The organism is Trichococcus sp., assembly GCF_049684335.1.
Lineage (GTDB): Bacteria > Bacillota > Bacilli > Lactobacillales > Aerococcaceae > Trichococcus.
This window is the reverse complement of sequence record NZ_JBAVFV010000007.1, coordinates 19,483-32,349: the sequence shown is the minus strand read 5'-3', so window position 1 is coordinate 32,349 and position 12,867 is coordinate 19,483. Positions and strand designations below refer to the sequence as shown.

At 39.2% G+C, this 12,867-nt stretch carries 20 protein-coding genes and 1 tRNA gene; 19 read left to right on the top strand and 2 right to left on the bottom strand.

The window, feature by feature from the left end:
- The 4 genes from rplI (at window position 1) to WBM30_RS01315 (ending at window position 3,721) form a co-directional block, all read left to right on the top strand.
- Window positions 1-450, top strand: coding sequence for a 50S ribosomal protein L9 (rplI, locus tag WBM30_RS01330; RefSeq protein ID WP_424899009.1), 450 nt, complete (start codon window positions 1-3; stop codon window positions 448-450).
- Between the two features lie 281 nt (window positions 451-731).
- Window positions 732-2,099 (top strand): replicative DNA helicase, encoded by a 1,368-nt coding sequence (gene dnaB, locus WBM30_RS01325; protein WP_424899008.1) that lies wholly within the window; start codon window positions 732-734, stop codon window positions 2,097-2,099.
- 119 nt (window positions 2,100-2,218) lie between these two features.
- Complete coding sequence (locus WBM30_RS01320; protein WP_086986347.1) at window positions 2,219-3,514, top strand: adenylosuccinate synthase; 1,296 nt, start codon at window positions 2,219-2,221, stop codon at window positions 3,512-3,514.
- 134 nt (window positions 3,515-3,648) lie between these two features.
- Window positions 3,649-3,721, top strand: a tRNA-Lys gene (locus tag WBM30_RS01315).
- 105 nt (window positions 3,722-3,826) lie between these two features.
- On the opposite strand, the gene WBM30_RS01310 is transcribed toward WBM30_RS01315, so the two are convergent.
- Both WBM30_RS01310 and WBM30_RS01305 read right to left on the bottom strand, forming a co-directional pair.
- The gene (locus WBM30_RS01310; RefSeq protein WP_424899007.1) at window positions 3,827-4,978 is read right to left on the bottom strand and encodes a tyrosine-type recombinase/integrase; all 1,152 of its coding nucleotides are present in this window, start codon (window positions 4,976-4,978) and stop codon (window positions 3,827-3,829) included.
- A gap of 60 nt (window positions 4,979-5,038) precedes the next feature.
- The gene (locus WBM30_RS01305; protein WP_424899006.1) at window positions 5,039-5,956 is read right to left on the bottom strand and encodes a helix-turn-helix domain-containing protein; all 918 of its coding nucleotides are present in this window, start codon (window positions 5,954-5,956) and stop codon (window positions 5,039-5,041) included.
- Window positions 5,957-6,076: 120 nt separating this feature from the next.
- Here WBM30_RS01305 and WBM30_RS01300 point away from each other — a divergent pair, with 120 nt between their 5' ends.
- The 15 genes from WBM30_RS01300 (at window position 6,077) to WBM30_RS01230 (ending at window position 12,833) form a co-directional block, all read left to right on the top strand.
- Window positions 6,077-6,310 (top strand): helix-turn-helix transcriptional regulator, encoded by a 234-nt coding sequence (locus tag WBM30_RS01300; protein ID WP_424899005.1) that lies wholly within the window; start codon window positions 6,077-6,079, stop codon window positions 6,308-6,310.
- Window positions 6,311-6,335: 25 nt separating this feature from the next.
- Window positions 6,336-6,605 carry a hypothetical protein gene (locus tag WBM30_RS01295; protein WP_424899004.1) on the top strand — a complete coding sequence of 90 codons (270 nt, stop codon included), beginning with the start codon at window positions 6,336-6,338 and terminating at the stop codon, window positions 6,603-6,605.
- Complete coding sequence (locus WBM30_RS01290) at window positions 6,595-6,876, top strand: helix-turn-helix domain-containing protein (RefSeq protein ID WP_424899003.1); 282 nt, start codon at window positions 6,595-6,597, stop codon at window positions 6,874-6,876. Before WBM30_RS01295 ends, WBM30_RS01290 begins: the two co-directional genes overlap by 11 nt.
- Window positions 6,877-7,068: 192 nt before the next feature.
- A complete protein-coding gene (locus WBM30_RS01285) occupies window positions 7,069-7,263 on the top strand; it encodes a hypothetical protein (protein ID WP_424899001.1) in 195 nt (64 codons plus the stop codon).
- Window positions 7,264-7,371: 108 nt separating this feature from the next.
- Window positions 7,372-7,635 carry a hypothetical protein gene (locus WBM30_RS01280; RefSeq protein ID WP_424899000.1) on the top strand — a complete coding sequence of 88 codons (264 nt, stop codon included), beginning with the start codon at window positions 7,372-7,374 and terminating at the stop codon, window positions 7,633-7,635.
- A 34-nt stretch (window positions 7,636-7,669) separates the two neighbouring features.
- On the top strand, window positions 7,670-8,458 hold the full coding sequence (locus tag WBM30_RS01275) for a conserved phage C-terminal domain-containing protein (RefSeq protein WP_424898999.1): 789 nt from the start codon (window positions 7,670-7,672) through the stop codon (window positions 8,456-8,458).
- Between the two features lie 14 nt (window positions 8,459-8,472).
- On the top strand, window positions 8,473-9,348 hold the full coding sequence (locus WBM30_RS01270; protein WP_424898998.1) for an ATP-binding protein: 876 nt from the start codon (window positions 8,473-8,475) through the stop codon (window positions 9,346-9,348).
- Between the two features lie 301 nt (window positions 9,349-9,649).
- Window positions 9,650-9,889: a hypothetical protein gene (locus WBM30_RS01265; protein ID WP_424898997.1), complete on the top strand. Its 240-nt coding sequence runs from the start codon at window positions 9,650-9,652 to the stop codon at window positions 9,887-9,889.
- A 15-nt stretch (window positions 9,890-9,904) separates the two neighbouring features.
- Entirely contained in the window at window positions 9,905-10,066 is a 162-nt protein-coding gene (locus tag WBM30_RS01260) for a hypothetical protein (RefSeq protein ID WP_424898996.1), read from the top strand.
- 3 nt (window positions 10,067-10,069) lie between these two features.
- Window positions 10,070-10,702 (top strand): hypothetical protein, encoded by a 633-nt coding sequence (locus tag WBM30_RS01255; RefSeq protein ID WP_424898995.1) that lies wholly within the window; start codon window positions 10,070-10,072, stop codon window positions 10,700-10,702.
- 12 nt (window positions 10,703-10,714) lie between these two features.
- On the top strand, window positions 10,715-11,290 hold the full coding sequence (locus tag WBM30_RS01250; protein ID WP_424898994.1) for an HK97 family phage prohead protease: 576 nt from the start codon (window positions 10,715-10,717) through the stop codon (window positions 11,288-11,290).
- Between the two features lie 82 nt (window positions 11,291-11,372).
- The gene (locus tag WBM30_RS01245; protein ID WP_424898993.1) at window positions 11,373-11,840 is read left to right on the top strand and encodes a hypothetical protein; all 468 of its coding nucleotides are present in this window, start codon (window positions 11,373-11,375) and stop codon (window positions 11,838-11,840) included.
- A gap of 45 nt (window positions 11,841-11,885) precedes the next feature.
- Window positions 11,886-12,155, top strand: coding sequence for a hypothetical protein (locus WBM30_RS01240; protein WP_424898992.1), 270 nt, complete (start codon window positions 11,886-11,888; stop codon window positions 12,153-12,155).
- A 106-nt stretch (window positions 12,156-12,261) separates the two neighbouring features.
- Window positions 12,262-12,633, top strand: a complete 372-nt coding sequence (locus WBM30_RS01235; protein WP_424898991.1) for a hypothetical protein — start codon at window positions 12,262-12,264, stop codon at window positions 12,631-12,633.
- A 14-nt stretch (window positions 12,634-12,647) separates the two neighbouring features.
- Window positions 12,648-12,833, top strand: coding sequence for a DUF2292 domain-containing protein (locus tag WBM30_RS01230; protein WP_424898990.1), 186 nt, complete (start codon window positions 12,648-12,650; stop codon window positions 12,831-12,833).
- The last annotated feature ends 34 nt before the right edge of the window (window positions 12,834-12,867 follow it).

The window sequence follows — 12,867 nt, the reverse complement described above, 5'->3', positions numbered from 1 at the left end:
ATGAAAGTTGTTTTTTTAGAGGATGTTAAAGGTAAAGGAAAAAAAGGGGAAGTCAAAGACATAGCAGATGGCTATGCTACTTTCCTGATCAAAAACCGTAAGGCTGATGAAGCGAATGCCGCCACTATTTCCGCATTGAAAGGCCAAAAGAAAGCGGAAGAGAAGAAGCAGGCTGAAGAGTTGGCAGTTGCGCAAGAATTGAAGGCACTGCTGGAGAAAGAGGAATCAATCATCAAATTGTCGGCAAAAATTGGCGAAGATGGTCGTTTGTTCGGTTCCATTACAACGAAACAGGTTGCTGAAGCATTGCAAAAGCAACATAATGTTAAATTAGATAAACGAAAAATTGAATTAGAAAATCCTATCCGCGCGTTGGGTTTCACAAAAATGTCCGTTAAAATTCATCCGGAAGTGACAGCAATGTTGACAGTGCAAGTGACGGAAGGATAATGATTTTCCAAATATAAAATGAAAGGCAGAGATATCAATCTCTGTCTTTTCGTTTGTTTATGAGGATCACTGAGGCACCCCTATAATATAGAAGAAAATAAATCTGACAGCCTTATTAAGGCGGACAGTCCCAGCAGAATTTTCGAAAAAAAGGGAACAAACGTTCTGTATTCTGAATTGTAAATGTGGCTGATTTAGGATACAATAAGGAAGCAAAAGATGAAGAAGCCAGTAATGATTTCCTCATCCGAATGAAAAAACCTAAAGGGTGAAAATATAAAATGGAAGAAACACTTCAAGATCGCATACCCCCTCATAGTATAGAAGCAGAGCAATCCGTTCTAGGCTCCATTTTTTTGGATCCCGAAACGGTTGTGAATGTTTTAGAATACCTTGAATCATCTGATTTTTACAGAAAAAATCATCAGATTATTTTTGATGCGATTTTGCAATTGAACAATCGGAATGAAGCGATTGACGTCGTCACCATCTCGAATGAGTTGGATACGAAGAATCAGCTTGAAAATGCTGGCGGCATGGAGTACTTGGCCGAATTGGCAATTGCGGTACCGACTTCAGCCAACGTGGAATATTACGCCAAGATAGTGGAAGAAAAATCGATCTTGCGCAACCTGATCCGGTCAGCTACAGAAATCGTCCGCAAAGGCTATGAAGAGGGTGATGAGCTCGCCGTCATGCTAGACAGCGCCGAACAGAACATCCTTCAGGTATCCGAACGGAGAAACCGATCCGGCTTCATCCGCATCTCGGATGTCGTTTCGGCATCGTTGCAGAATATCGAATCGTTGGCTCAACGAAGCGATGATGTGACTGGGGTGCCAACAGGCTACATCGCCTTGGACAAAATGACGGCAGGCCTCCAGAAAGAAGAGCTGATCATCCTGGCAGCGCGTCCGGCCGTAGGTAAGACCGCTTTTGCGCTGAATATCGCGCAGAATGTCGCAACCAAAGCGGATCAGGTAGTCGCCATCTTCAGCTTGGAGATGGGGGCGGAGTCATTGGTCAACCGGATGCTGTGTGCGGAAGGGAACATTGATGCCGGTCACTTGCGGACAGGGCAGCTTTCTGAAGATGAGTGGTCCAACTTGATCATGGCGATGGGGACTTTGGGCCAGTCAAAAATCTTCATAGATGATACGCCGGGTATCCGGATTGCGGAAATCCGGGCAAAAAGCCGTCGTTTGCTACAGGAACAGGGAAAACTGGGTCTCATCGTGATCGACTATTTGCAGCTGATTGAAGGAAATAACCGCGAAAGCCGCCAACAGGAAGTTTCTGACATTTCGCGTCAATTGAAGAAATTGGCGAAAGAGCTGAAAGTACCGGTAATTGCCCTTTCACAATTGTCTCGTGGCGTGGAACAGAGGCAAGACAAACGTCCCGTATTGAGTGATATCCGTGAATCGGGATCGATCGAGCAGGATGCCGATATCGTTGCGTTCCTGTACCGCGACGATTATTACGAACGTGAAGGCGGCGATGAGTCGGAACGGGATGAGCAGGAGAACAATGTCGTAGAGGTCATCATTGAAAAAAACCGGAGCGGAGCGCGGGGAACCGTAAAGCTCCTGTTCAAAAAGGAATTCAATAAATTTTCTTCGATGAGCTATATGCCGGAAATTAGTTGATGATATTGGACAAATTGTTCAGAAGTGAGCGCTTTTATTTGATTCTTTATTGAAAGACATAGGTAATATTGGTAAACTAGCATAGTGTTATGAATAAATAAGATGAGGTGGAGTAAATAATGACTTCAGTAGTAGTTGTTGGGACTCAATGGGGAGACGAAGGTAAAGGGAAGATTACAGATTTCCTTAGTGAGAATGCAGAAGTAATCGCTAGATATCAAGGCGGAGACAATGCTGGCCACACAATCCAGTTTGATGGCGTTACATACAAATTGCACTTAATTCCATCCGGCATTTTTTATCCAGAAAAAATCAGTGTGATCGGAAACGGTGTAGTAGTGAATCCGAAATCATTGATCAAAGAATTGGCATATTTGAAAGATCACGGTATCAACACGGATAACCTGCGTATTTCCGACCGTGCCCACGTCATTTTGCCCTATCATATTCAATTGGATCAGCTTCAGGAAGATTCAAAAGGCGAAAATAAAATCGGTACGACTATCAAAGGTATCGGGCCAGCTTACATGGATAAAGCAGCGCGTGTCGGTATCCGTGTAGCTGATTTGTTGGACAAAGAGATCTTTGAAGAGCGCCTGAAGATCAACTTGGAAGAAAAGAATCGTCAATTCACAAAAATGTTCGATTCTGTAGAAATCAAATTCGAAGATATTTTTGAAGAGTATTACCAATATGGTCAAGAACTTAAAAAATATGTAACCGACACATCCGTTATCCTGAACGACGTATTGGATGCAGGCAAACGTGTCTTATTTGAAGGCGCACAAGGGGTTATGTTGGATATCGACCAAGGTACTTATCCATTCGTTACTTCTTCCAACCCGGTTGCTGGTGGCGTAACCATCGGTAGCGGTGTGGGCCCTACCAAGATCGATAAAGTTGTCGGTGTCTGCAAAGCTTACACTTCCCGTGTCGGCGATGGCCCGTTCCCAACGGAATTGTTCGATGAAGTAGGAAGCCAAATCCGCGAAGTCGGCCGTGAATACGGCACAACGACCGGCAGACCGCGCCGTATCGGCTGGTTTGATGCAGTTGTTATGCGTCATTCAAAACGCGTTTCAGGCATCACTAACCTATGCTTGAACTCAATCGATGTTTTGAGCGGCTTGGAAACAGTCAAAATCTGTACTGCCTACAAAAATGCTGAAGGTGAATTGATTTACCATTATCCAGCAAGCTTGAAGGAATTGGGTCAATGCACGCCTGTCTATGAAGAGTTGCCAGGCTGGAGCGAAGACATCACTGCTTGCCGTACATTGGAAGAACTTCCTGAAAATGCACGCAACTATGTCCGTCGCGTTCAAGAAACAGTTGGCGTTCGCATCTCCACTTTCTCAGTGGGACCTGACCGCAACCAAACGAACGTATTGGAAAACGTTTGGGCAACCATCTAAGACCTTAATGAATACAAAAAAGAGTCCGCATCCGGAGATACTATCCGGAAGTGGACTCTTTTTTTCGTGAAGTTATTGCATTTTATTGAAAAGAAGAGTAAAATAACATTTGTTACGTGATTAGCACGTGATAGGGGTAATTAGCTCAGTTGGTAGAGCAGCTGACTCTTAATCAGCGGGTCGGGGGTTCAAACCCCTCATTACCCATACATTATCATTTTAATAAGTCTTAGAAACGTTGGTAGAGCGCCTTTTCTGCAATGTTTCAAGGCTTATTTTTTTTGCACTGAATATGTAATTGAATATGTAATTCTAAAAATTCACAAATTTAGCAAACCTTTCGGCCGTTTGTTCTCTCACTTTTTCGGTGACGTGGGTATAAATATTCATCGTTGTTTGAATGTCAGAATGTCCGAGCCGTTCTTTCACTTCCTGGATCGGTGCCCCGGCTTCAAATAGCAAACTACAATGAGTGTGCCGCAAGCCGTGGACGGTGATAACCTTTAGATCATGCTTCTTAATGATTTTATTTATCCGATTCGTTACCGTTGCATGCTGCATATATTCATTATTGATAGTGGTGAATAATGGTTGTGCAGCGCTCATAGTGTTGAAGCCTAATTTCAAATAGTCTTTCGCTTGCTGCGTTTTCCATTCTTTCAGAACTTGCATAGTAAGGGCATCAACAGAAATAGTCCGCAAACTGGATTTTGTTTTCGGTGATTGAATAATCAGGCGGTTATTTTCACCCCTGGCTAAAGTTTTATTAACAGTTATTTTCCCATTGGTGAAATCTATATCCTTCCACTGCAGCGCCAGGGCTTCACCTTTGCGGAATCCGGTAAAAGCCAGGAGCCGAAACAGGGCATACCAACGAGGGAAACCGTCAGCCTTTACGCATGCAAGGAAATGCTGCAATTCTTCTTTACTATAAAAATTTTCGGCTTCTTCCTGGTCAACTTTCTCTTTGCGCTTTGGCATTGAGATTTTTTTCATTGGGTTATCTTTCAATAGTCCGAGTGAACTTGCATAATCCAGGACCCGGGTTGTATAGTTCTTCAATATGCGATATTTTGCCATCGTTTTACACCAGTCGTTAACGGTAGTCTGGCAATAAGTAACGCTGATTTTTTCAATATCCCTTTTACCGAACTTTGGCAGAATGTGATTCGTGAATAGTTCTTTTGTCCTGGCATAGGTGCTTTCTTTTACCGTGGCCTTATACGCAGAATCGAACCACAATTCATATAATTCATTGAAGGTATGGCGCTTGTTATCCTGGAAGCCATTTTCTTCTATTTCTACTTTCAAGCGTGAAGCTGCTAACTTGGCATCTTTTAAAGTTGCGAACCCTCTCCGGGTGGTGAATTTTTGTTTTCCGGTTTCCGGATCAGTTCCTAAGTATGTTTGAAACTTATAGGCGGTTGAACCGTCTTTTTTTGTATATTTTTTTATTTGTGCCATGATTTTTCCCTCTTTCACCGGGGGCATTGGTTCGAGAGGTGCCGGGAATCCGGCATAATATTATTCTTTTTCTAAATAGGTTGCGTTTATTGCATATATTTTTTTCTTTGCTTCAGATATTGTTTCTAAAATATCTGAATGGAAATTCTTATCTAAATTAGAATCTTTGAAATATTCATTTATTTTAGGAACTACAAAATCACTAAGAAGATCAGCAGATAGATTTGATGCATTTGTTACTGAATAAGGTAAATATTTGTTATTGAATACTTGCTTATTCAGATATTCATCTAATATTTCTTTTATGTATGGAGTAAATCCGGCTTCAGATAGGTTATCAAATGAATATTCACTTATAAGATATTCCAATAATTCATTTTTAAAAGATGGATTATACAGCAGCTTATAATTGTCATTTTTAAATTGATTTATTTCAACGGCTTGTATACCGTCTATTGCTTTAGAAATTTTTTCTTTTATATCCATGAAGGATATACCGTAATTGTTAACAAAAGATACAAGACTATCTTCAAAATCAGGTTTTCTAATATCATCATGCGTTAATTGATCCATTGTTTTGTGTAAAAGCTTTGAATAATAATCAATGAAAAAACTATAAAACATTTCTTTAGTATAAGGCTTAGAAAAACCCAAACTTTTTAAAATCAATTCATCAATTCGATCCATTATAGTTAGAATTAATGAATCACTATATGAGTGTTTTGTTTTTAATAATTCTAAAGTTCTATACGCAAAATCATTTAATGAACCATACAACAATTCATTGACGGATATTTCACCTAATCTAGCAATAATTGATAGTCTTTCAGTATTAGGTAAATTAACACCTTTTTCCCAATTATTTACAGCACCTTTACTGGTATTGTTTACTAGTTTACCGAATTCCTCCATGTTGAACCCTTTGGCTTGTCTAATAGATTTAATTCTAAGACCTACATTTATTTTATCAATATTCATTTGTTTGCCTCCCTACCACTCCATTATAGTTAAAAAGTAAATAAAAGTAAATGTATTTGTTGACATGGTAAGATGTTCAGGTTATTATAGAGTAAAGAAAGGTAAAGGAGGTTGAGAGGGATGGACGTTAAAATAAATAAAATTGCCGGCTATCGTGCAATGCTAGGGTTAACACAAGAACAAATGGGAGCGAAGTTAGGTATCAGCAAGCAGCAATATAGCCCGAAAGAGCGTGGGAAATTACCCTTTAATGATCGGGAAAAACAAGCTATGAAAGATGTATTGTTACCATATTTTCCAGACATTACGATTGATGAAATTTTTTTTGAACAAAAAGTAAAGGAATGTAAATAATAATTCAAGATTTGAGGTGGAAAACATGCTGAAAAAATATTTTTTGATAACTGAATCCGGAAAACGGGTTTTCGTTGGATACAAAGTGAAGTCACTCGATCACCTTAAAGAACTAGGCTATCATATCAGCCCTTTGACAGTTGAGTATTACACCAAAGCAAGAAGAAAAGGTGTCGTATATATTTCAAAAACAGGCTATCACAGCAGAGAAACAGAAGTGGATTTGTTCGACAACAAAGGCATGATGATCGGCACGGCTTATAAAAATAGGGAAGGTGAAATTCATGAATACTAAGCCAACATTTTCTATTGAACTGGAAGGCCTAAACGAAACTATAGAGCAGCATGTAAAAGAATCGGTAAGGGCTGCAATACAATCGGCTTTCAATGATCCGCTAGAACGTAAGGCATACTATTCAAAAGGTGAAGCGGCCCAATATCTAGGAGTATCAAGAGCGATATTAGAACGCTTGATACATACCGGGTTACCGCTTATCCAGGTGCAGGGCAGAACACTTATATCAAGAAAATCAATTGATGACTTCATGAAAACTTTAGAACGATGAGCGGTAAAAAATAAAAATAGAGAAATCCGGGGGCGGATTGAGAGAATTGAAATCTTATCAATGAAGGGAGGTGTAAAAAATGGATGCTATCACACAATCATATATGGCCGGGTTACTCGTTGGGTTCCTAACCTATGTAACGCTGCGAACGGTATGGAAATGCTTCACTGAAGAATAAAAGGGGGCGAAACGATGGAAAGCGAAAACGAACTAACCAGGTGTGAGATTGTTTTGCATAATTTCAACAGATCGGCAATAGACAACTTTCTTCAAGTTAACGGCTATGAAATCAAGGGGATGGATTGGAATAAAAAAATCAAATGCGTTTTGCTAGTCATTGATGAAGTTCAGCTAGGAATTAGAAAAGAAAAATATGCAAAAAAATAGCCCTCCAGGCCGGCAAGCAAGAGAGGGCAATCGGATATGAAAGGCTTTAGGAAGCCTATTTATGTTTCATTCTACAATAAAAAAATTGAAATGGATAGGAGCAAATTTATGAATGAAAAAATGGACAAGCTACAAGATATCTTTGAAACGCCAAACTTGATTTATATAAAAGAACTTTTAAATCAGCTTCATTATGGCAATTCTGATGTTTCTGAAGCAGCACAGGAAGAATTACCGTGCGGTTTGAAATTCGAAGTGCAACGCGTGATGAAAGGTCAGGAAATTCTTCTGGATCTTATTACCAAGTTAATTGATGAATTGGATGCAGATTTGATTCACGGAATGGAATTGTTAAAAGAATTAGGAATCTGAAGGACTAAATAAATAAATGTGAGTGGGTGGAAAAATGGCTGAAGGCTGGATAAAGCTTTATAGAAAACTGATGGACAGCCCAATATTTGAAAATGAAAGGCTTCTAAAAGTCTTTGTATATTGTTTGCTTAAATCCAGTCACCAGGATAGAAATGCGGTTATCGGATTGCAAACTATTGAATTGAAAAAAGGGCAATTTGTCTTTGGTAGGAAAAAGGCAGCTGCAGAACTGAACATACCAGAAAGCACAGTATGGCGACACATGAAATTGCTAGAAAAAATGAACGTTTTAAGTTTAGAATCGAACAACAAATGGACCGTTGTAACCGTTGATAATTGGGGAAAATATCAAGGTGGAGATACCGAAAGTGAACAACAAATGGACGGTAAACGGACAGCGGATGGACAGCAAATGGACACAGACAAGAATGTTAATAATGCTAAGAATGTTAAGAATGAAAAGAATAAAGATATATATAGTTCAGTCGTTGCACACCTGAACGCTGCAGCCGGAACTAGTTTCAAGGAATCTAGCAGGGCCACTCAAAGGCTGATTGATTCCAGGATCAAAGAGAAATTCACAGAAGCAGATTTTAAACAGGTCATTGATAACAAGGTTGCAGAATGGAAAGGTAACCCGAAGATGGAACAGTATTTAAGGCCCAATACGTTATTTGGTACAAAATTTGAAAGCTATATAAACCAAAAGCCAAAATACCAAAGGCCAGTTGATACGCAGTCGCAACGCATTGTAGAACATGCCAAGGCAAGCGCAGATAAATATCTTGAAACGCCAATCGAAAATAGCGATATGTTTTTCTAAAGGAGGATTGAAAAATGAATGCACATAAAATTATGGGGAACAAAAAGGAAAGCGAAAAGGTGATGCTTGAGCATCTGAAGTTATTCGTTGATGAATATTGCACCGCTAAAGATAACCCTGGTATCCATGAGAACACCTTTCAAAAGATGATGGACCTAAAAACAAATGAAGTCTATTGCCCGAAATGTAGGCTAGAAACCAGGAATACCAAAGTTTCCATTGATGAAACAAAAGCCAGTGACCAATGGAAAGACAAAGAGAAAAAGAAGTATCTTAAAAAATATTCCATTTATGGCGGCCGGTCCTTCCTGGATAAAGGTTTCAAAGGGTTTGGCGCTAATTCAAAGCAAGAACTGGAAGCGTGCGACAAAGCAAAGGCCATTTCCATAGACATTGCTTCCGGACAAATAGCCAATGTGCTTCTTACAGGACCGGCCGGAACAGGGAAAAGCCATATTGCTCATTCGATGCTATTCAACATCAATGAAATGTCGGCATCCTACAAAAAGCAGCTTACTTGCCTATTCATAGACTTTACCAGTGTGATGGAATTAATCATTGCATCATACAGTAACACGGCAACGGACAAGAAAACGGCTGATTATTACATAGACCTGATGAAGAATGCTGATGTTCTAGTGTTGGACGATTTAGGAACTGACGTTGGCACGACATCAACAACAAAACAGGCATCGGAACACACTTACAAAACTTTGTTCAAAATAATAAACGCCAGGGAAGGCACGAAAAGCACGATTATAAGCACCAATTTAAGCTATGACCAGTTGAAGGCGGCATATGATTCACGGATTTCTTCCCGACTTTCAATGAATCTGAAGATACTTGATTTTTCAGAGATTAATGACAAGCGGCCCGGATTCGGTTTCTAAAATGTTCAAAAAAAGGTAGCTAGGAGCGATTTTCTTAATCGGACACATAAATACTCATGAACTTAGAAAATCAATCAGAAACCTTTGACGGATTGAACCAAGAAACGAATTACACAGAAACACACAATCAAAGTTTAAAACACCGTTGCCCCTACCAATTAACAAAGTTTAATGGTGATTAATAATAAAACCCACGCCCTCGCCAAAGTTTATGCGTGTTCTATTGGATTAATCAAAGCAAAGGGAGGTGATCCGCTGCAGCATAATATCAAAAAAATTCAAATAGATTGGAGGTGAAATAATGAATCTAAATAATTATTCAGAAGGTTTCAAAAGTGAGTGGGAAAGATTAAGCGAGGAAGATAAAAAACGTTTTGAAAACATTGTGGACCAGTACACAGAAACCTTTGGCCAGAAAAATGTAAGGATGGGAACGGAAGCAGAACGGCATGAGCGCATTCAGGTAACGAATGAAGCTATCAAGAATCTGGCACAGGCAGTTTACGAAGTTGAATCAAGACAATTTAAATCAGCAGAATAAGGGAGCGTATCAACTATGACGAAGAAACACATGGAAACATCAACAGGTATGATCGGAGCCGCTAACCGTGGTATGAACAACGGTAAAGAAGAAAACACCAAAGAAGCAGAAGCCAGGGCGAAAGCTATCAAGAAAATCAACACAGTGTTGAAAAACGATAAGAAGAAAGGTGAGTAACCTATGAATTATCAGGACATGATGAACAAAGCGAAATTGTACCAGGAAGCTACAAAGGCATTGAACCAGAAGCCACAACTTATCCAGGCATCTGAAAGCCGTATCTATAACTTAGAAAAAGAGATTGCAGCGCTCGAAGAAAAAGCAGTAAAGACGGCATTAAATGACAGCATGAACAAACTGAATCCGCTGAAGTTCTTTGCTAAAAAAGAAGAAGACTTTGACGTGAAAATCACGGAACTAGAAACAGAAATCAAAAAAGAAAAGCGCAAAATTGACGGCCTGAAGAATTCGAAAACAGCCGAATACATCAACCTGGAAGCCGTGAAAAATGAAGCTGTACGCATCCTTGCCGAACAAAACCAAATAATTGAAGTTCATAAACAGAAGGTGCTAGATGCACAGGCGGCCTATTATGCAGCAATTAGGGATTATCAAAGTGAATTGGATAACCAAAGATATTTTTGTACTAAGATTCAGGCTTTGGATACAACTGTAAAGGCCGAAACCTTTATCCCTACTTATCCAGGTGCACAGCCGTCTTTTGATAATCGGCTGAATTACGAGGTGTTTTCTCCGGAGGTTATCAAGAACCACCGTCAACGGCCAAATCTAACCGCCACATTAATGGGTTAAAGGGTTGAACCTATGACGGAACCGGACGACACACAACGAATTATAAGCGGCTATGCCGTGAAATGGCGCAGCTTATCGAAAGAAATACATGAAAATGGCAACAGGTTCTTTGAACAAGTTGAGAGAGGGGCCTTTGCCGATTCGCTAAAAAATAAAAATCAGTATGCTTTCTATTCTCATGATGTTACAAAGCGTATTGCATGCGTTGATGATGGTTCACTGATTCTGGAAGAAGATAGCATAGGGCTAAAATACAAGATCATTATTCCTAACACCAGGACCGGAAAAGCCGTCATGCGAGAAATGGACAAAGGCGAATTGAACAAGGTTTCAATAGGGTTTAGATATTCAGAATCTAATTGGACCTGGAAGGACAAGAGGAATTATCGGACTGTCCTTAAAGCTGAGTTATTAGAAATAAGCCTGGTAAAGAATCCGGCCTATGATGATACAAGTGTTATGAATGGTGACAGAAGAACAGTGTTGCCGATTATGGAAAGCATAAACAGAATGCTTGAAATGAGTGAAGCCCTCCAAAGAAAAGCGATGTTACAAAAGATTGATAGAATTTTGAAAAAATATAATTGAATCGGACTTGTTTATCAGTGGCCAGTGCTTCCTGGTGAGCAAGTCTTTTATATTATCTGGGATATGTTGGGAGTGAATGCCGTTGATCAAATACAAATGGCTTATGGAATACCAAGAACTTGAAGAAGAGATAGCAAATATGAAATGGAATCTAAATAAAACAAGACTTGAATTGATTAGGTTAGAAAAAGGAGACCTGGCAAAAGTCAGAATAACAAATGAATCAAAGGGCGCACATGCACATATTGAAGAAACGATTAAAAAAATCGAGAACGGTTTGAAACTTCGGGAGGAAATCAAGGAATCTCTTATGTTGTTAATTGATACATTCAAAGGGTATAAAAACCAAATGCTTAAAAAGAAGTATATTGAAGGCAAGACGCTGAAAGTCATAGCTGAAGAATTGGATTATCACGCTGTTTACATTAGGCGTAGGCATGCGGAAATTGTCGCAGATCATCCCTTCATAAAAGAAAGCCATAAACGAATTAAAAAACTCAAACGAGATACTGCTGATATAGACAATGAAATTTGGGAGTTGAAACAATGAAAAAAACAACATTACAAGAATTACTTGAAGGGATGGTATGAGCGTATGGAACAAGTAGAAGATAGATTCATAGAGATACAAGGGCGCTTTGTTGCGGTGCTGTATAAAGACAACGATGTTATGGCTGCACTTTTCAAGGATGAAAGGCACGGCAAAATAAACTTGACTATCCCTTATCAATGCATTCTATATCATGAGTTCGATCGGAACAGGGTATACAAGTTACTTGCTGACTTGCAAGGCCATACCAGACAACAGCCATACGGAAAAATTTTCACGAAAAACAATTTGATAGTAAAGCGCGTGCTGCGATAGCCCCCCCTACCAAAAATTATTTTTGTGATTAGGGAAAGATAGGTAGTAAGGGATGGAAGGAGCGCGCTAGACCAAAAAAATAAAAATTGAGAGGGGGGTCCATATTTTGGGAAATCCGAAAATTATTTTCAAAAAATTGGTATACAAGTATTTTAAAGTCATTACCGAATTCAAAGAAATTAAGTTTGATGCCAATGATAAAGCCGCTGCAGTCAATAGCCTTCTGAACGTTGAAAATGGCCTGAACCAGGTTTCTAACGAACTAGAAAGAAAGCAAAAAATATTTAAATTTTGCGGCCTGGCCAAGGCTGCAGCGGTGTTTGAAGATATTATTCAGATGACTGGAATAATCGTAAATATTTCAAAAAAATCAGCCAATGAAGATATGCTGCTTGATAAAGAAGCTTTGTCGAAAATGAAGCAATTATCCTTGTCAGTACAAGAGTTAGAAAGTGAATTGGCCGAATTAATCAAATAGGAGGTGGTGGTATAATGGAGGTACCAAGCAATAAAAACTTAAATCCATCAATTGCAAATTTTGGGATAAATGACGGTGTGGTCATTATCAAAGATGGAGAGCCAACTGTATTGAAAATTCCTGATTTTGGCCAAGTGTTGATAAAAATTCAAGATAAGAAGATTGTAAACATTGATAAAACTGAAAAATATAAAATCTGACTGGAAAACCAGAGGATGCTTTGAACTTAATTGT